Source organism: Atopococcus tabaci DSM 17538 (genome assembly GCF_000429585.1).
Taxonomy (GTDB): domain Bacteria; phylum Bacillota; class Bacilli; order Lactobacillales; family Carnobacteriaceae_A; genus Atopococcus; species Atopococcus tabaci.
The window spans coordinates 1-18,506 of the sequence record NZ_AUCD01000045.1 but is presented as its reverse complement, the minus strand read 5'-3'; the positions used below and the strand labels follow the sequence as shown (position 1 = coordinate 18,506).

Sequence of the window (18,506 nt, the reverse complement as noted above, 5' to 3'; positions counted from 1 at the left end):
TACGATTGACATTGCTCAAAGTTGCCGGCAAACTCGTTAAAACAGGCAGACAAGTCTATCTCAAACTGTCGAGTTATCATGTGTATCAAAACGAATTTTATAAGGTTTTCGAACGCCTACGGCGATCCAGACAATGTATTTAGAGGAGTTATCGCATAAAGTTTTAACTGATTATTTCAAGGGATCAGTCTGCCCTTAAATAGACAAAGGATTTTTAATAGGTCCTTCTTCCCTAAGAATCCTGTTCGAAAACACAATATTTTAGAAGAAAGTATCTGCCTAATATAAAAATAGGCAATTTATTCAAGAAAACAGCTTTAAATTAGAGCTATGAATTATTCAGGCATACCACTTCTTTCCTCGCTTAGTTTCATTCATTGTACAGCAGAACACCCGCATAATGACAGACCAACTGCGGAAACCAAGAACGAGATTTGCCAAATCTGTTTCCATAGGCTATCATAGGTGTGGAAGAAAAACTGAATTGAACATCCATCACAAAGGGGAGCCGGAAGCGGCTGAGAGAGAATCCTGAATTCTGACCCTTCGAACCTGTTCGTTAGTACGAGCGTAGGGATTGTGACGGGGCGAACTGTCTTATATAAAGCAGAATGTTGCTCCTCCTTTGCTGTGTGGCTTTGTTCAACACGAAAGGAGGGTTTTTTTATGCGTCAACATCAATTGAGAGTGTGGATTGAAGGGACGATTTTTGCGGCCTTGGCCATCGTTTTATCCCTGCTTCCTACGAACATCGGAACAGGGTTTACCATTTCATTGGGGATGATTCCCTTAACGCTTTATACACTTCGAAGAGGGGCCGCAGCCGGCTTCTTCTCTGGTTTTTTATGGGGAGTTTTGCATTTTCTGATCGGGAATGCTACCATTTTGACCCTTCTGCAAGGTTTTATCGAGTACCTTGTCGCCTTTGCTTTTGTCGGGGCGGCCGGACTGTTCACCCGTCGTTTCCAAACGTCTCTCCAGGAACAGGCAGAAAACAAGCAGCGCTTTTTCATCATTGCGGCTGCTTTTGTGGGGACATTTGCCCGCTTTTTCTGGCACTTCATCGCGGGCTACTACTACTGGGGCAGCTACGCCCCGGAAGGCATGAGTCCGTTCATGTATTCGTTCGTCATGAACGCTGGCAGCGCCTTGGTCACCGCCATCGCCACCAGCGTTGTCCTGGTCTTGTTACTGCAAACATCTCCAAGTTTGTTCCAAACACCTGCCGGTTCGTTCCGGACAAAAAACAACTGATTTACCCGGCTCCCTCCCCCGCGGCGGGGGCCTTTTTTGCGTTTTTCACCCTGTGCAGGCAAACTAGCCGGCCCTCAAATAAACGCGATGGACTTTTCAACTTCGGCATCGGCTTGTTCTGTTTTTGTTTTGAAATATTTATAGAGTGATACAAACCGTCCTGTGGCGTGCTTGCGCCATGGTTTCTTTTTGCCGCAAAAGTGCAGGATGATCGTCTGGTCCAACATATGATCCAACGTCCACTCTTCGTCCATCACCCGGTACGTCAAATGGTGTCGGGAATCAAAGTTGTAGTACCGCTCATCCAGCGGCAAGATTTGTTCGGTGAAAACCACATTCAACAAGTCTTGATCGGGAAGGATCTTTGAAACTGGGAGTGCGGTTTCGATGAAATGCAAGATGTCATTCTTGTCGATTTCCTGTCTTTGACGGGCCAAATCCATCAGCAGCACACCTGAATTGTAGTAGTACTTGATGTCCGCCTCACTGGACAAACTCAAGCGTACCTTATTGAAGCTTTGAACGGTCGGAATCATGTGTGGCGCCGCGCCAAACAATTTCCCTTCTAAGTCCATTTCATACAACGGCCGGATCGGATTCAATACCAAACAATCGGGATCGATATAAATGACCCGTTCGATAGTCTCCGGCAAAGCTTCAAACGCCAACAGACGGAAGTACATTTCTTTTGTGTAGTAAAACGTGGTCGGCGATTCAGAAAATTCTTCGTTTAAGTCATAGGCTGCCAAATCCGCTGTTCCACCCGACACTTCCGCAATAAACCTTTCCAACCGCTCCCGTTCCATTTCAGATACTGCCGAATAAAGGAAGTGGATGCGGAACGTTTCAGAAGGATTGTTGTTGAAAAGAGAATACAACATCACCTTCAACGGGGGAAGATAATTTTCATCGCATGATACCAAAATATGAATACGGTCGGTTTCGCCGTATGTACTTGTTTCAATCACTGCTCACTTCTCCTTTCAACTCTTCAAATAGATTGTCTTCTTCAGTATAACGTATACTTCTATCTTGTTTATGAAAAAAGCAAGGAGAAAGGGGTAACACTTTTTTCGCTTTTTTCGTTTGTATAGGTGTAAGCGGTCATGACACTTACAAAATACAAAGGAGGAAATGCAATGATCAAAGAATGGAACGGCGGGAAAGTGTTGGTTTATTTTGAAGATATGGAAAACGAACGTGTCATCCGACGCAGTTATTCGGATGCGGTGGAAAATCTCAATGAAGATCAAATTGCCGGCTTCACGGCAGCAATCGATTCGCTGACTGCTCTGCCGGTCGCTCACACCGTTGTCGTCGAAGAATACAAATACATCCCTTAAACACCAAAAATAATAGGCATTCGTCGCAAAAAAAACAAACTAAAATGGAGGAATAGGACATGGCTACAACTTTGGAATTGAAATTTTTGACCAGCATTGGAAAGAACCGGACATTGAGCGTCCAGGACCCGTTGCCGGATTTGACCGAAGAACAGACTCGTCAAGCAATGGAAAGCATCATTGCCCAAAATATGTTCCATAAAGACGGCGTAAATTTGTATGCCGGCGTCAAAGGCGCCCGTTATGTCGAACGTAAAGTAGAAGACATTTTTGAAGTCGAATAAACAGAAAGGAGTGCTGTGACATACTCACAGCACTCCTTTTTGTTAAAAGTCGAAGTTTTCAAAATCACGGTCATTTTGAGAAGGGGTTGATGCTTCCCAACCGGTGTCGCTGTCGACAAACGGCCCGTGAACCAAATCATTGTAAAATGCGGTGTTGGTGGCAGTGATATACGGATTTATCCACAAGAAACCAATCCCCAACGTGAGCGCCCCCACCAAAATCCATCCGAGGTAACTCAGTTGCAAAGTGAAGTACCGCATTTTATGTCCATCCATCAACATCCGGCTTTCGGTAATACAATTCAACGCCGAAATCGGCTGAGGGTCGGGACGGTCCACATAATCTTTATAAATGAAGTACGCCTGCGAATACGCAATGGCTTTGATGATGCCTGGGATCACCAACAGCAATCCCCACAAGAACGTGAACACACTCGTCAAGAAATAAATAAAGAACACCGGCAAGAAGTACTGTTTGGAGAAGACACGAAAAGCATCTTTCAACGGTCGGAATGTATAATCGTGATTGCGGTATGCATCTAGAAATGCATAAGAAATTCCCGTGGTAATCAAGGTCGAAAAAATACCGCCGAGACCACTGTTACCACCGCCTCCTCCCCCATCGTCATCCATCGGCACGGTTCCGGTGCTCCACATTTCAGACAGGACGACGACTGTGACGACGACAACCAACACAGCTACGAGCACGATCAGTGAAGGGATCAGGTTCATCAGCACGGCGTCTTTCCATCTTCCCCGAAGCATATCCTTCGCGTCTTGTTTTAATTCTGCACTTGTTTTATACCCACTCATACGGTTCCTCCTCCAAGGTTTCTCATTTTAATGTACCATATCCTCTATAAAAATGCTCTTTCCGTTTGACCTCTTCACAAAATTCAAACAATGGCTTCCTTGGCTTTGGTTTGGTATGCTTTAGCCAAATCAGGAGAAAGAAGGAAACGCAGATGACCAGTGTGCATGACTTTTCGGTCCAAAAGACAGATGGTTCGCCTCTCTCTTTGGAGGAGTACAAAGGAAACATTTTATTGATCGTCAACACCGCCAGCAAATGCGGCCTGGCTCCCCAGTTTGAGGGCCTGCAACAGCTGTATGAGCAGTATAAAAATCAAGGTGTGGTGGTATTGGGGTTCCCGTGCGACCAGTTTAACAATCAAGAATTTGAAAACATCGAAGACACCTTACAGTTTTGCCAGACAAATTACCAGGTCACCTTCCCGATGTTCGCCAAAATCGATGTCAACGGCCCGGGTGCGCACCCCCTCTACGCCTTTTTGAAGCAACAGAAAAAGGGGCTGCTCTCAGAAAACATCAAATGGAACTTCACGAAATTCTTAGTGGACAAAAAGGGGCAGGTCATCAAACGCTATGCACCCACCACATCTCCTGCCGACCTTTCTAAAGACATTGAGAGCCTGTTGACGAGCAAGTGAAAAAGCGGCACAGGAAAAAATCCTGTTGCCGCTTTTTGTTTGTTATTCTGCTCGGAATACGATTTCTTCCGCGCGGTCTGTTTCGTCCACGTTTACATCTGTTTGTCCTACTTCCAAGCGGTTATCCGCTACGAAGTGATAAACCGTTTCTTCAGAAGGTGCTTCTGTGGAGTACTCGAATTCGCCGGCTTCGTTCAACTCAATCTCTTCCAAGACTTCTCCATCTTGGACGAGGAACAATGCGTCTCCGCCTTCAATGTACCCGGCGATGGTAATCGTACCGTTTTCTGGAGCAGCGACGTAACTGGATCCTTCCCATTGCACTCCGGAGCTGAAGTCCAAGCTGACGGACGGTCTTTCGTCTTCGCCGGCACTGTTTTCCTGAATGCCTGCGATGATTTCATTAGGACTTTGCACAGATGAAGACTGCGCACCAGGTTCTTCCGTTTGTGTAGTATCCGCCGGCTCTTCCCCGCCTTGACCACAACCAAATAATACGAGTGACACAACCGCTATTGGTCCAACCAATTTTTTCACTATGAATCTCTCCTTCTCTCTTTCATCACGTTATTCAGTATAGCACTTTCATTAATTATCCATCATTTTCCTTAGAATTAATTAATGAAAAGGCTATTTTTCTCATTATACTCAAACAATCATTCGACCTGATGCCTCAAATCAATAAAGCGGGCTGTGTTTTCAGTGAGAAAAGAGATTACAGGTCGGAAGCTTTTTTCTCTTGTTCAGTCTTCTCTAGAGTCCCTACATAAGCCTTGTCGAATAGCGGTTTAACTGACTTATGCTCATGGATGCGTTTGAGCGCGTCACCCAATAAGCCCGCGACACTGATTTGTTCGATCATGCGGTTGCTTTTTTTATGGGACAAATCGATTGTGTTTGTGATGATGACTTTTTTCAGGCCGGATTGTTCCAACTTCTCCATGGCGTTGCCGGATAACACTGGGTGGGTGGCGCAGGCATAGACATCTGTGGCGCCCGCTTTTTTCAACGTCCGGCATGCTTGAACCATTGTATCGCCTGTATCGATTAAATCGTCAAACAACACACATGTCTTGCCTTTCACGTCTCCTATCACGCGTAAGTCTGCCTTTTCATCAAATTCAGACGACCGTTTGTCGATGATGGCAATCGGCGCATCCAACAGCGTCGCCATTTCTCTGACACGGGATACCCCTGCATGATCGGGGGAGACGACGACCGTCTGATGATCTGCCAGTTGGTGATTCAACAGGTGATTGGCCAGTAAAGCTGTTGCCGATAAGTGGTCCACCGGGATATCAAAGAACCCTTGAATTTGCGGCGAATGGAGATCCAATGTCACCACCCGGTCCACACCCGCTGTGGCCAACATATTTGCTACCAGTTTTGCCGTAATTGATTCTCTCGGCCGTTCTTTTCGGTCTTGACGGGCGTACCCGTAGTACGGAATCACCGCATTGATCGTCTTGGCACTCGCCCGACGCAAGGCGTCCGTCATGATTAAGAGCTCCATGAGGTACTCATTGCTGGGATGGTTGGTCGACTGCACCAAGTAAATATCCGACCCGCGGATACTTTCTTCAATGTTGATGCGAATTTCACCGTCTTCAAAGCGGGTGATTTCCGCCTCTCCTAACGAAACGCCAATTTCTTCTGCCAGTTCTTCTGCCAACGGACGATTGGAGTTCAACGAAAATACTCTAAAATACGTGTCTTTATATGTCTCAGTCATGGCACCCTCCACTCAAAACTAACCGTCACAGTTCACCATCATCGTAATGAGAACGCTCTAAAAAATCAAGTTTTTAGCCAAGCAGACACACCCTAGTGGTGTTCCATAAAATGAGCAGGCATTCACCAGCAATGCCTGCTCCATCTCGCTCGGTATTAACGCAATGGTTTCCATTTCCACTCTTTGACTTCCGGAATATCTTTTCCTTGTTCACGGATATAATGATGGTGTTTGTCCAACAATCGATCCATCTTCTCAACAATTGCCGAAGCGTCTTCCCCGTAAACGGCCCGCGCGGCGTCTTGCACCAGGTGGAAACGGTCCAGTTCGTTGACCACCCGCATGTCAAACGGTGTGGTGACGTCGCCGTTTTCACGGTACCCATGCGGAATCACATTCCGGTTGGCGCGGTCAAAGAACAAGTCCCGAATCAGACTTTCGTAGCCGTGGAAAGCAAATACAATCGGTTTGTCCGTTGTAAACAACTGGTTGAACTCCTCATCGGTCAGCCCTCTTACATCCAACCGGTTGCTGCGGAGCTTCAATAAGTCGACAACATTGACGAAGCGGATCTTCAAGTCGGGTGCTTCTTCGTGCAGGATGCTCACAGCCGCCAACGCCTCCAAGTTCGGCTCGGTACCGGCTGCCGCAATCACCAGATCCGGTTCCCCGTCTCCATCGGTGCTCGCCCATTCGATGCGTTTCAATCCTTTTTCAACCAATTCTTCCGCTTCATCCACTGTATAAAATTGAGGACGCGGATGTTTGCTGGATACAATCAGATTGATTTTCTGTTCGCTGCGCAACACTTTGTCCATGACGGCCATCAATGTGTTGGCGTCTGCCGGGAAGTATTCGCGGATGTACTTGGACTGCTTTTCGGCTAAATGCGTGCTGAGACCCGGGTCTTGGTGGGTGTAGCCGTTGTGGTCCTGCTGGAACACGGTGGAAGATGCGATCACGTTCAGCGACGGGTACTTTTTGCGCCACGGCAGTTCATCGGCTTTCCGGATCCATTTGAAGTGCTGCGTGAGCATAGAATCCACGATTCGCAAAAAACCTTCATAGCTGACAAAGAACCCGTGCCGGCCGGTGAGCACATACCCTTCCATCCATCCTTCCGCCTGATGCTCAGACAACTGGGAATCCAAGACGCGTCCGCTCGGTGATTGGGCTTCGTCTTCCGGTTCGTCGATGTCTTCCAGCCACTGTCGGTCGGTCGTTTCCAACACGGCATTCAAACGGTTGGATTTCAATTCATCAGTACTGATAATACGGAAGTTGTCCGGATTGGCATCGACGATGTCCCGGGCGAATTTCCCGAATTCCGTCATGTCCTGCCGGTCTTCTTCTCCCGGTGTGGCAATCTCAAGGGCATGTTTGCGCCAGTCCGGCAGTGTCAGCGGCTTCGGATGGATGCCGCCGTTGGTGATGGGGTTCAACGACATCCGCCGCTCCCCTTTTGGCGCCACTTCTTCGACTTCCGGCAAAAGCCGTCCCTGCTCGTCAAACAATTCTTCCGGCCGGTAGGAGCGCATCCATTCGACCAATGCGTCGCTGTGTTCCATCTGTCCTTGGCTCACCGGAATCGGCACTTGATGGGAACGGAAGGTGCCTTCCACCGGCTCGTCTTCCCATTCTTCCGGTCCTGTCCACCCTTTCGGCGTCCGCAAAATGATGACCGGCCAGTGCGGCATCTCCGCTTCTTCTGCCGGCTCTTTCCGCGCGTCAGATTGAATGAATTGAATCATCCGGACCGCCTGGTCCAGCGTCTGCGCCATCAACGGATGGATGGTTTCCGGTTCTTCCCCTTCTACAAACAATGGAGTCCAGCCCATTCCTTTGAAGTACTGTGCCAACTCTTCATCCTTTTTGCGTCCAAAAATGGTCGGGTTGGCAATTTTGTAGTCATTCACATGTACAATCGGCAGCACCGCTCCATCGGTCACCGGATTAAGGAACACATTGGAAAACCAAGAAGCCGCCAGCGCACCGGTTTCCGCTTCGCCGTCCCCGATGGTGACCGCTGCAATCACATCCGGATTGTCCAAAACCGCTCCGGTGGCATGCGACAACGAATAACCCAGTTCTCCACCTTCATGGATTGATCCTGGTGTTTCCGGCGCCGCGTGCGACCCGATTCCTCCCGGAAAAGAAAACTGCTTGAACAATTTCTGCATGCCTGCTTCATCCCGGGTGATGTCCGGATACACTTCAGTATAGCTGCCGTCCAAGTAAGCGTTGGACACCATGACCTGCCCGCCGTGCCCGGGTCCTTCGATGAAAAACATATTCAAGTTGTACTTATTGATGACACGGTTGAGGTGGGCGTAGACAAAATTTTGTCCAGGCACCGTCCCCCAGTGGCCGATGGGGCTTGCTTTCACATCTTCCACTTCAAGCGGACGCTTCAGCAACGGATTGTCTTTTAAGTAGATTTGGCCGACAGACAAGTAATTGGCCGCCCGCCACCAAGCATCCACTTTATCCAGATACTCTTTTGACGAATAATCGACTGTTTCTGACATCAATATAAGCTCCCTTCTTTGTACTGCTCTGTTTACCAGTACTGTAGCATAAATCTGGGCGCCATCCCCAAAGATAGGCTCGACACAGAGACAATCAAAAAAAGCACATATGCACGGAATCAATCCGTTCATATGTGCTTTTTTGAAAGTTTTATGCGTGGAGTGGAACAAATACGTTTGCCCAAGCCAACAATTCAGAGAACATACCTTCAGCGTTTGCTTCGTGGTAAGCATTTGGTTGGAAGACGCTCATGTTTTCGTGTGCACGTGCACCGCCCAAGCTTCCGTATCCAACCAATGCAGCCGGTTTGTTTGCGACTTCTGGTTTCAAGTAATCTGTTGCGTTTTTCAACGCACCGCCGACAGCGTGGTTGTATTCTGGTGTCACGAAAATGTACGCATCGAAGCTGGCCATTTTTTCGGACCAAGCTTGAACAGCTTGTTGAGCTGCTTCAGCGTATTCAGCTGGAACTTTCGCTTCCTCTAAACCTTTTGTGATGTCTCTTACCTGATCCAACATGTATTGATGCCGGATGGCGTGGGATCCATCTCTTAAAGCCACTTCCACAACCGTTACTTTTTTATCCGTCACTTTGCCTCTACCTCCTTTCCTTCTTTTTCGTTGATATAATCGGCCACTCTCTCCGCAACTCCGACAGCTGAAGCCGTCATGATGTCCAAGTTTCCTGAGTAGACTGGCAAGAAGTCGCCTGCTCCTTCAACTTGTACAAAAACCGAGATGGTGTCGCCGTTGATGACGGGGTCTTGCTGCAAGCTGTAACCCGGCACATAGGATTGAATCTCTTTTTCCCGTTCGCGGATAGAGGCCACGACTTCCTCTTCATCAAACTTCCCATCGACAATCTCAGCGTACTTGACAGGGACCACATCGCTGATGGCTGCCACAATCGGTGCCGTCGCCTGCCCGCCGCACGTAATCATGTTGACGTTTGTTTCTTCGATAAACTCGTCCAAGTTGACACTCGGCGAAACAAAGGGTCCTACAGCTGCCGGTGTTAAATCCATCATTCGTATGCCCAATTCCTGCGCGACCTTGTTGTTGTATTCATGAGCTCCAGCTGATGTTGCATCGAATAATATTTGCGGTCTTTCCGATTCATCCAAATCGTAAATGCCGTCAATGCCGTTGCCGAATGTTTTCAACCCGTTTTTTCGGGCCCGTTTCATTCCTTCCAACTCATTATCAATTCCATACATCGATGTCACAGTGAATTTGTCCGACCTCATCAACTTCATGAGTAAATCCAACCGATATTCCCTGGGCCAATGATGCCTGCCCTAATCTTTCCAGCCAAAATGAATCCCCCTTTTGATGTTTTATTTTTCAAATGTTACGCTGACTTCCCCAAATCCTTCGGTGAACCGACAAGTGAATTCATCGCCCGGTTCGGCCGCAATCGTATCTCGGATGGTGATGTTCCAATTTTTCACTCGACTGTCGACGATTTCAATGCAAGCGAGGATAGACTCTGTCGCGTCGAGCACGTCTTCCACCGTGATATTCGGGCCTTCTAAATCTTTTTTCAAAATGAAGGCCATTTCTCCTTCTACTCGAGGCTGGATGACTTGATCGCTTTTGATGACGGGATTGTCAGAAGGAATCACCATGTCTTCCAACAAAATTCCGTAATCTGGTTCGTCCACCCCGAGCGAGTCCTGCATCGCTTTAGAGGTCAAGCCAATTTTCTTCCCCACTATACCGTTATCCTTTTGTACACGTTCAGCGATGTTGTACAGCTGAATGGAATACGCTTCTTTGATCGTCAGTTCCGGATATACTTTACTGGGTGCTTCTATTTGTACCTTAGTCTTATTTGCTTGTTGTAACTTCTCTGACAATTGAACAGCAGGCGAATCACTTACTTTCACCATTTTTATGTCCTTTCTCCGAACGCCGGCTGCTGACCGGCTTTCGTAATGTGTTAACCTCGTCGTAAGCGCTTTATAAACAAACGCAATACGGCTCTCCTACATAACGAAACACTTCTTTTAACTTTTCTATCGATTCAAAAAGAAGTCTGATATAATAAAGAAATCGCTTACTTAAACATTTTTTCTTTTTTGAATTTTGTCTCAGAATATGCAATAAGAAAAATGATTCGTGAAGGAGAGAGGAACATGACCCTTGAAATTGAACGTATGACCTCAGTCACGAAAGCCTTGCGTGTGTTGAAAGTCTTCAACACAGAAAACCCGGTCTGGCGCATTGGCGAAATTTCAGAAAAGTTGAGTATATCCAAAAGTACCGCCAGCCGAATCGTGCAAACTACCGCTTTATCCGAATTCTGGTACGCTCCGCAAGAGAAGCCTCTGAACGTCTTGGATACGATGGGTGAAAAGGATGAACAAGTGGCCGCTTCCATAGACAAAAAAAGAGACCAGGTCCGCCGACCCGGTCTCTTCAATCTGTTCTCGTTCTCAAAACTAATGTATCTCAAACCACTCCACAATGTGCTGCAAGCGTTCCATGCGCAAGTTCGGCAGCCCTTCACGCGACAAACCGTGGCTGGACTGCGGGAAAGTGACCAATTTTGTGTCTACCCGCTGGCGTTTCATCGCGATGTAGATTTGTTCACCTTGTTCCTGTGGGCAGCGCAAGTCGTTTTCGCCGTGAATCACCAACAGCGGAGTTTTGGCATTCTCCGCATAGGCCAGCGGAGACATCTTCCAAAGTTCTTCCACTTGGCTTAAGTTGTTTTGCAGCTGGAATTGGACAAAGAACGGCCCGATGTCGCTTGTTCCGTAGAAGCTGATCCAGTTGGAAATGGACCGTTGGGTGACGGCGGCCCGGAAACGATCGGTATGCCCGACAATCCAATTTGTCATGAACCCGCCGTAGCTTCCGCCAGCCACATACACTTTGTCCTGATCAATTTCTGGGTGTTGCTCCAAAACGTAATCCGTACCCAGCATCAAGTCTTCGTAATCCTTGTTTCCATAATCTCCGAGGATGGAGGCGACAAACTGTTGACCGTACCCGTTCCCGCCGCGCGGGTTGAGCATGATGACCCCGTATCCTTTGGCGGCCAGCATCTGCATTTCATGAAAGAAACTTTCGCCGTACGCCACTTGCGGGCCGCCATGGATGTAAAGCACAGCCGGGTGCTTTTCTTTCGCTTCCACCGGCGGCACATACCACCCTTGGATATCCCAGTCATCCGCTCCTTTATACCAAAACCGCTCCGGTTCGGCGAATGTATGCGTCCGGCAAAACTCTTCATTTGGATTATACAAGAAGGTCTCTTCTCCCGATTCGAGATCGATCAGCCACAGTTCGCTCGGTTTGACCAACGTGGAGACGGCGACGGCCAATGTCTGTTTGTCGTCCGCAAGCGAGCCGTCCACCAAATGCACCAGTTTATCGTAGACCTTCTCCACCACACCTTCACGGCTCCCTTTGTACAATTGAATCTTGCCGTGTTCAGTGGCCGGGAATAGAAACTCTTCTTCGTTTACCCACATGACCTCCAAACCGGACACTTGCTGTTGGAAATCGGCCACCAACAGATCCCCGACTTCCACATCCGCTTCTTCCGTCAAACACGTCAATGACTGCGAACGAATATCGTAGCCGTATACTTTTGTTTGGGAAACAAATGCGTACTCAAAGTCATTTCCCAAAAGCAACAAGTAGTCTTCTTCTTCATTCATCGCTCCATATTGGAACACACCATCCGGAATCTGTGTCGTCAGCGGGCGGGCTTGTTTAGCGGCCACATCGTACCAATAAACCGTCCCGCCGTACTGCCACTCGTCTTCCACATTCAAGCGGTCCCCAAAGAGCAGATAACTTTCATCTTTTGCCACATAGTTCAATTGAATCGGACGGTCATATTCGACAATCAGCTGCGTGTTTTTGGAAGCCACGTCCACTTTCTTAATTTGGTGCATGCGGTCTTGCGGCAACACGCCCATTCCATCCAGTTTGTACTGCAAGCGGTCGATGACGGTCGGTTCCGGTAGTTTTTTCTCGTCTTTATCTTCGTTCTCGTCTGTTTCGCCTTGTTTGCGGTTTGTTTGGTAATACACGCCCGCACCGTTTGCAGTCCATTTATAAGAAGACACACCTTCTTTTTCTTCCGTCAGCTGCACCGCCCGGCCTCCAGCCAACGGCATCAGCATCAGCTGCATTTTCTCGTCTTTTGTGTTGTTGGAAAGATACGACAACCATTTGCCGTTGGGAGATACTTGGATGGCGGTGTTAGTCTTGCCCCCGTCTCCCCATTCTTTCCGTTCCTTTGTTTGCACATCGATGCTTTGAATACCTGTGTCATAACGGTTTTTTTCTTTGTTCATTTTTGTTTCCAGATAAAAAACGGTGTCTTCCCAATGAACGGGTTGGGAGATGTTTTTCATGTCATACAGACTTTCCATCTCAATCTTTTTCATTTTTCTGTTTTCTCCTCTATAATGAATATGTATCACTTTATCCAAACTTAAGAAAATTCTCACTTAATAGAGCTATTGTGTCATTATTTTCTCATGGAATCAAGATGAAAGAAATTAAATAATTCGATACACTTCGCGCTTGTTCAATGATATACTTATTGTGTAGAAAAAAGGGAGGAAATTTTCATGACTGAAATCAAGAAGAAAGACACGCAAAAAATTATCTTAGTTGGGAATGGCGCAGTCGGTTCCAGCTACGCCTACGCTCTCGTCAACCAAAACATCGGGCAGGAACTCGGTATCATCGATGTCAACCGCGACAAAGTAGAGGGCGACGTCATGGACCTCAACAGCGCACTTGCCTTTACCGCTCCGAAAAAAATTTATGCAGCTGATTATGAAGACTGCCGGGATGCGGACATCGTGGTCATCACTGCGGGGGCAGCACAAAAACCAGGTGAAACACGTCTCGATTTGACTGAGAAAAACATGTTGATTATGAAAGACATCACAAAGAACATCATGGACAGCGGTTTTGACGGCATCATCTTGGTGGCCACCAATCCTGTGGATATTCTCACTTACGCGGTATGGAAATATTCCGGTATGCCGGCTCACCGCGTATTTGGATCAGGAACTTCTTTGGACAGCGCCCGCTTCCGTCAAGAAGTTGCCCAGTTGTTGAATGTGGATGTGCGCAACGTTCACGGGTACATTTTGGGTGAACACGGGGACACCGAGTTCATGGTTTGGTCCCACGCCAACGTAGCCGGCCTTCAGATTTATGAATGGGTGAAAAACAACCCGGATACCGACGAAGAAGCCCTAGTGGACATTTTCTTCTCTGTACGTGACGCCGCCTACCGTATCATCGAGAAAAAAGGCGCCACTTTCTACGGAATCGGCGTGTCACTGGCACGGATTACCCGTGCGGTCTTAAATGATGAACATGCGGTACTGCCGCTGTCTGTTTACTTGGACGGCGAATACGACGAGAAAGACATTTACATCGGAACGCCGGCCATTGTCAACCGGGACGGCATCAAGAAAAACATCGAAATTCCACTGAACGACGCCGAAAAAGAACGTATGGCTCTTTCAGCAGCCACACTGCGTAAAATCTTGAAAGACGTGACAGAGAAAAACCCAGATCTAGGCTTTACCGTTGACTAAGCACTCCAAATAAGACCCTCCAGCCTGCTGTCATCTGCAGGTTGGAGGGTCTTTCGTATGTTTGGGAGCATGTTTGCGTAGTGTAGAGGCTTTTCCGCCTCTTCGCTCTATGCCAGTTCCCCATTTAAAATGAAGGGTGCCGGCGAGGCTCACACCCCGGCCGGCACTCTCTATTAAGGAGACACCTTTGCAGGTGGCTGGTTCAATCTTAGTCAATGTGCCCTTCGTATTTTTTCTCAAACAACGGGCTGACTGATTTGTTTTCGTGAATACGACGAATCGCATCCGCCAGTAATTCGGAGACGGTCACTTGAACAATCTTGTCAATTCGTTTGTCTTCCGGCAGATAGATGGAATCTGTCACAACCACTTTTTCAATGTTGGATTCATCCAAACGTTCGATAGCCGGTCCGGAAAGCACTGCATGGGTTCCGCAGGCATAGACTTTTTTGGCGCCTTTTTCTGTCAATGCGCGAGCAGCCAGTGTGATGGTGCCTGCAGTATCAATCATGTCGTCGATTAGGATACATGTTTTGCCTTCCACTTGTCCAATGATGTTCATGACTTCTGCCACGTTCGCTTTCGGACGGCGTTTGTCGATGATGGCAAGAGGAGCTTTCAAGAATTCTGCAAGCTTCCGAGCACGTGTCACACCGCCGTGGTCAGGAGAAACAACAACGGTGTCTTCCCCACTGATTCCATGGTCTAAGAAGTAGTTCGCCAACAAAGAAGCTCCAAGCAAGTGGTCGACCGGGATGTCAAAGAATCCTTGGATCTGAGCCGCATGCAAGTCCAACGTCAACATACGGTCCGCTCCTGCTTTCTCAAACATGTTCGCCACCAATTTTGCAGTGATCGGTTCGCGTGAGCGTGCTTTTCGGTCTTGGCGTGCATAGCCGTAGTACGGCAAAACAATGTTGACTGTCTTCGCACTTGCACGTTTCAATGCATCAATCATGATCAATGTTTCCATCAAGTTGTCGTTGACGGGCTTGGACGTCGATTGAATGATGTAGACATGGTCTCCACGGATACTTTCTTCAATGTTGATGCGGATTTCTCCATCGCTGAAGCGCGTTACCGCGACTTTTCCCAACTCAATTCCAAGTTCCTGCGAGATTTTTTCTGCCAAGGGGCGGTTGGAACTAAGGGCAAAGATTTTCAATTTTGAATCGACATTTTGTTCTGACATGATATCCTCCGTCTAAAATATAATCCTTTTCGTCATACTCATCGTATGCATTTTTTCATGAATATGCAAGCCTTTGCTTTGCTTGCTGCCGTTGTTATTTTTGAGATTCAGACTGGCGTTCTTCCGCTTTTTGCAACCGTTTGGACACGTATCCCTCTTTGTTGACTTGACGGGCACGTGCAATGGCCAAAGCGTCTTCCGGCACATCGTCTGTGATGGTGGAACCGGCCGCGATATACGTATCGGCTTCCACAGTCACCGGCGCAATCAAGTTGGTGTTGCAGCCGATGAAGGCATTGTCTTTGACAACCGTTTTGTGTTTCTTCTTGCCATCGTAGTTCACGAATACCGTGCCGCAGCCCAAGTTGACATGCTCGCCGATTTCCGCATCCCCGATGTAGGTCAAATGTCCTGCTTTTGAATGACGGCCGATTGTCGATTTTTTCACTTCGACAAAGTTTCCGACATGGACGCCTTCTTTCAAAACCGATTGCGGACGAAGGTGGCTGTTTGGTCCGATATCCGAACCATCTCCCATCACCGATTGTTCGATAGTGGAGCTGGTGATTGTCACACCGTTTCCGATTGTGCTGTCCACGATAACCGAATGCGCTTGGATCAAGCAATCTTCGCCAATCACGGTGTCGCCTTTCAAGTACACACCCGGTTCAACGACTGTATCAGATCCAATGACCACATCGCTTTCGATGTAAGTCGCCGCCGGATCGATCAACGTGACCCCGTTTTTCATGTGTTTTTTGTTGATGCGTTCGCGCATCAATCGTTCCGCTTGGGACAATGCCACACGGTCATTGACGCCCAGTGCGTCGTCTTGATCTTCCAATTGGAAAGCGGTCACTACTTCGTTTTGTTTTTTCAAAATTTCGATGACATCCGGCAAGTAGTATTCGCCTTGGGCATTGTCGTTTCCGACTTGTGCCAACGCTTCAAACAACGCCCGGTTGTCGAAACAATACGTACCTGTATTGATTTCTTTTACCGCTGCTTCTTCTGGAGTAGCGTCTTTTTGTTCCACAATTTTTTCCACTTCGCCGTTGGCGCCGCGGATAATCCGTCCGTACCCGGTTGGATCTTCGCTGTGCGCGCTGAGAATGGTTGCTTTCGCGCCTTTTTCCTCATGGAATCGGTAAACACTGTCCAAGGTTTCAGCCGTCAATAACGGCGTATCGCCGCAAACGACCATGGTAGTGCCTTCTTTTCCTTCCAATACCTCTTTGGCTTGAAGCACCGCGTGGGCAGTTCCCAGTTGTTCTTCTTGAAGAACATAGTCACATCTGTCACCTAAATAGGATTGAACCGTTTCTGCGCCTACTCCTACAATCGTCACGATTTGATCGGCTTGAGCTTTTTCCGCTTGTTCGACTACATGTCCAACCATTGGCTTACCGGCAACAGGATGCATGACTTTGTATAATTTTGATTTCATCCGCGTGCCTTGTCCGGCTGCTAAAACCACTGCGTATCGTTGATTCATTGTTGTCTCCTTCTTTTTTTCCTTCTTTTTTATTGACTAGACCGACAGTATTGTAAGTACTTTTTATTTAAAAATAGCCTTTATTATAATAGCCTACTATTCCCGTAATTTCAAGGCAACGCGCGTTTACGTTGGATTTCTGTCATCTTTTTATGGTCATTTCCTATAATGCGAATTGTTTGAGGAACACAGCTGGACTCTATATAATGAACTCATAGACAAAAGACACAATTTTGTCACTTTTTATGCAAGCCGGAACAACCATTATAAAGGAGGATTTTTTCATGGAAAGAAGAAATCAGACAGTTATAGGAAGCTACGCCAATCGTGACGAAGCACTGGATGTTGTACGGCGTTTGAGAGACGAAGGCTACCAAAGAGAAGACATCACATTGTATGCCAACAGAGATACAGCTTCCGGAATCACGGATACGCAAGGGGTAGACGTCAACACGGAAACAACCGGAGCAACCGGTGCCGATGAAGATCGTTCCTTGTGGGACCAAATCAAAGATGCGTTTTCTACCGACACGTATGACACGACCGCTGAAGGCGATGGTTACAATGCGGATAACGATGTTTTGTATCCATACCGAGACGACATCAATAACGGCAATGTCGTAGTCGTTGTCAACAACTACCGCGGCGATGACATGGGTACAACCGACACAACCGATACAGTCGACACCACTCCTGGAGTGATGGGTACAAGTGCCGGATTCCCTAACGCAGATCCGACAATCGACCCGACTGTGCCGACAGATTCTGTGACCGGCATGACCGATGGAGACAATCTTCCACCAACTACGGATGAAGTCCCTCCAAGCGACACGGTGAACCGAGACACCGACTTGGATAGACCGTTGGACAGAGACATCGATGTGGATGACCGCGACGAGAAAATCCGCTTAAAAGAAGAACGTTTGAATGTCGACAAAGAAAAAGTGACAACTGGAGAAGTGAATGTCAGAAAAGAAGTCGTTCATGACACTGAAACAGTGGAAGTGCCAGTTGAGCATGAAGAAGTCGTCATTGAAAGAAAACCTGTCTCTGACGGTGAAACAACCGGAGAAACCTTTGACACGGACGAAGAAAACATCAACATTCCGGTCAAAGAAGAACGTGTGAACGTCACCAAACGACCGGTCGTGAAAGAAGAAGTGGATATCAGAAAAGAAACGCATGAAGACGTGGAACACGTATCCGAAGACGTCAGAAGAGAAGAACTTGATGTGGATGCTCACGGAGACGTCCATGTAGAAGGAACAGACGAAGATTTGGATCCTAGAAACAGAAGATAATCTTCTTGGTCTAACCCACTTATACAAAAAATCCTGGCAGCCAACGTGAAGTGACCCCTAAAAGTTAGACACGGTTATTTCATTTAGGCAGCTTGGTTAAAATGAGTTCGGTACTGCACCGGACTCATTTTTAATTTTGCCTTCATGCGTTTCGTGTTGTAATAGTGTATATAATTTTCAAGTTCCTTTTTAAAATGCTCCACACTTTCAAATTCCTTTAAGTAGAGGAATTCAGACTTCATGATGCCAAAGAAGTTCTCCATGACAGAATTATCGTAACAGTTGCCTTTACGTGACATACTTTGCACAATGCCTCGTGATTGGAGCGTATGGCGATATTGTT

19 protein-coding genes, 1 pseudogene and 1 riboswitch are annotated in these 18,506 nt (G+C 47.5%); of the genes and pseudogenes, 8 read left to right on the top strand and 12 right to left on the bottom strand.

What is annotated here, in order from left to right:
- The coding region (locus tag G470_RS14425; protein WP_205617906.1) for a transposase at positions 1-143 on the top strand (143 nt) is incomplete at its 5' end.
- 348 nt (positions 144-491) lie between these two features.
- Positions 492-594, top strand: a riboswitch (TPP riboswitch).
- A gap of 72 nt (positions 595-666) precedes the next feature.
- Positions 667-1,254, top strand: a complete 588-nt coding sequence (thiT, locus tag G470_RS0107655; RefSeq protein WP_028274323.1) for an energy-coupled thiamine transporter ThiT — start codon at positions 667-669, stop codon at positions 1,252-1,254.
- A 74-nt stretch (positions 1,255-1,328) separates the two neighbouring features.
- On the opposite strand, the gene G470_RS13055 is transcribed toward thiT, so the two are convergent.
- Positions 1,329-2,222 (bottom strand): glycosyltransferase family 8 protein, encoded by an 894-nt coding sequence (locus G470_RS13055; protein WP_051258496.1) that lies wholly within the window; start codon positions 2,220-2,222, stop codon positions 1,329-1,331.
- A gap of 171 nt (positions 2,223-2,393) precedes the next feature.
- Between G470_RS13055 and G470_RS0107645 the strand changes: the two genes are divergently transcribed.
- On the top strand, positions 2,394-2,597 hold the full coding sequence (locus tag G470_RS0107645) for a DUF1659 domain-containing protein (protein ID WP_028274322.1): 204 nt from the start codon (positions 2,394-2,396) through the stop codon (positions 2,595-2,597).
- Between the two features lie 59 nt (positions 2,598-2,656).
- A complete protein-coding gene (locus G470_RS0107640) occupies positions 2,657-2,881 on the top strand; it encodes a DUF2922 domain-containing protein (protein WP_028274321.1) in 225 nt (74 codons plus the stop codon).
- Positions 2,882-2,923: 42 nt separating this feature from the next.
- On the opposite strand, the gene G470_RS13050 is transcribed toward G470_RS0107640, so the two are convergent.
- Positions 2,924-3,694, bottom strand: a complete 771-nt coding sequence (locus G470_RS13050) for a DUF975 family protein (RefSeq protein WP_084172134.1) — start codon at positions 3,692-3,694, stop codon at positions 2,924-2,926.
- Positions 3,695-3,846: 152 nt separating this feature from the next.
- On the opposite strand from G470_RS13050, the gene G470_RS0107630 reads away from it, so the two are divergent.
- Positions 3,847-4,332, top strand: coding sequence for a glutathione peroxidase (locus G470_RS0107630; protein ID WP_028274320.1), 486 nt, complete (start codon positions 3,847-3,849; stop codon positions 4,330-4,332).
- Positions 4,333-4,374: 42 nt separating this feature from the next.
- Here G470_RS0107630 and G470_RS0107625 read toward each other — a convergent pair whose 3' ends face one another.
- From G470_RS0107625 to G470_RS13030, 6 genes are all read right to left on the bottom strand, one after another.
- The gene (locus tag G470_RS0107625; RefSeq protein ID WP_028274319.1) at positions 4,375-4,869 is read right to left on the bottom strand and encodes a hypothetical protein; all 495 of its coding nucleotides are present in this window, start codon (positions 4,867-4,869) and stop codon (positions 4,375-4,377) included.
- Positions 4,870-5,047: 178 nt separating this feature from the next.
- On the bottom strand, positions 5,048-6,064 hold the full coding sequence (locus G470_RS13045; protein WP_051258495.1) for a ribose-phosphate diphosphokinase: 1,017 nt from the start codon (positions 6,062-6,064) through the stop codon (positions 5,048-5,050).
- Positions 6,065-6,219: 155 nt separating this feature from the next.
- On the bottom strand, positions 6,220-8,592 hold the full coding sequence (locus G470_RS0107615; RefSeq protein WP_028274318.1) for a phosphoketolase family protein: 2,373 nt from the start codon (positions 8,590-8,592) through the stop codon (positions 6,220-6,222).
- Between the two features lie 151 nt (positions 8,593-8,743).
- Complete coding sequence (locus G470_RS13040) at positions 8,744-9,184, bottom strand: NADPH-dependent FMN reductase (RefSeq protein ID WP_051258494.1); 441 nt, start codon at positions 9,182-9,184, stop codon at positions 8,744-8,746.
- Positions 9,181-9,849 (bottom strand): acetaldehyde dehydrogenase (acetylating), encoded by a 669-nt coding sequence (locus G470_RS13885; protein WP_156908008.1) that lies wholly within the window; start codon positions 9,847-9,849, stop codon positions 9,181-9,183. Before G470_RS13885 ends, G470_RS13040 begins: the two co-directional genes overlap by 4 nt.
- Before the next feature lie 81 nt (positions 9,850-9,930).
- The gene (locus G470_RS13030) at positions 9,931-10,485 is read right to left on the bottom strand and encodes a 2-keto-4-pentenoate hydratase (RefSeq protein WP_051258493.1); all 555 of its coding nucleotides are present in this window, start codon (positions 10,483-10,485) and stop codon (positions 9,931-9,933) included.
- Between the two features lie 222 nt (positions 10,486-10,707).
- Between G470_RS13030 and G470_RS15115 the strand changes: the two are divergent.
- A pseudogene (locus tag G470_RS15115) lies at positions 10,708-10,869 on the top strand (helix-turn-helix domain-containing protein); the annotation flags it as partial.
- A 168-nt stretch (positions 10,870-11,037) separates the two neighbouring features.
- On the opposite strand, the gene G470_RS0107590 reads toward G470_RS15115, so the two are convergent.
- Entirely contained in the window at positions 11,038-13,002 is a 1,965-nt protein-coding gene (locus tag G470_RS0107590; RefSeq protein ID WP_028274315.1) for a S9 family peptidase, read from the bottom strand.
- Positions 13,003-13,188: 186 nt separating this feature from the next.
- Between G470_RS0107590 and G470_RS0107585 the strand changes: the two genes are divergently transcribed.
- Positions 13,189-14,175: an L-lactate dehydrogenase gene (locus tag G470_RS0107585; RefSeq protein WP_028274314.1), complete on the top strand. Its 987-nt coding sequence runs from the start codon at positions 13,189-13,191 to the stop codon at positions 14,173-14,175.
- Positions 14,176-14,383: 208 nt separating this feature from the next.
- Here G470_RS0107585 and G470_RS0107580 read toward each other — a convergent pair whose 3' ends face one another.
- The gene (locus tag G470_RS0107580) at positions 14,384-15,367 is read right to left on the bottom strand and encodes a ribose-phosphate diphosphokinase (protein ID WP_035445309.1); all 984 of its coding nucleotides are present in this window, start codon (positions 15,365-15,367) and stop codon (positions 14,384-14,386) included.
- Between the two features lie 94 nt (positions 15,368-15,461).
- Positions 15,462-16,862 carry a bifunctional UDP-N-acetylglucosamine diphosphorylase/glucosamine-1-phosphate N-acetyltransferase GlmU gene (gene glmU / locus G470_RS0107575; protein ID WP_028274312.1) on the bottom strand — a complete coding sequence of 467 codons (1,401 nt, stop codon included), beginning with the start codon at positions 16,860-16,862 and terminating at the stop codon, positions 15,462-15,464.
- Between the two features lie 284 nt (positions 16,863-17,146).
- On the opposite strand from glmU, the gene G470_RS0107570 reads away from it, so the two are divergent.
- On the top strand, positions 17,147-18,163 hold the full coding sequence (locus G470_RS0107570; protein ID WP_028274311.1) for a YsnF/AvaK domain-containing protein: 1,017 nt from the start codon (positions 17,147-17,149) through the stop codon (positions 18,161-18,163).
- An 83-nt stretch (positions 18,164-18,246) separates the two neighbouring features.
- Here G470_RS0107570 and G470_RS0107565 read toward each other — a convergent pair.
- A partial coding sequence (locus G470_RS0107565; protein ID WP_028274310.1) for an IS3 family transposase occupies positions 18,247-18,506 on the bottom strand: 260 nt, incomplete at its 5' end.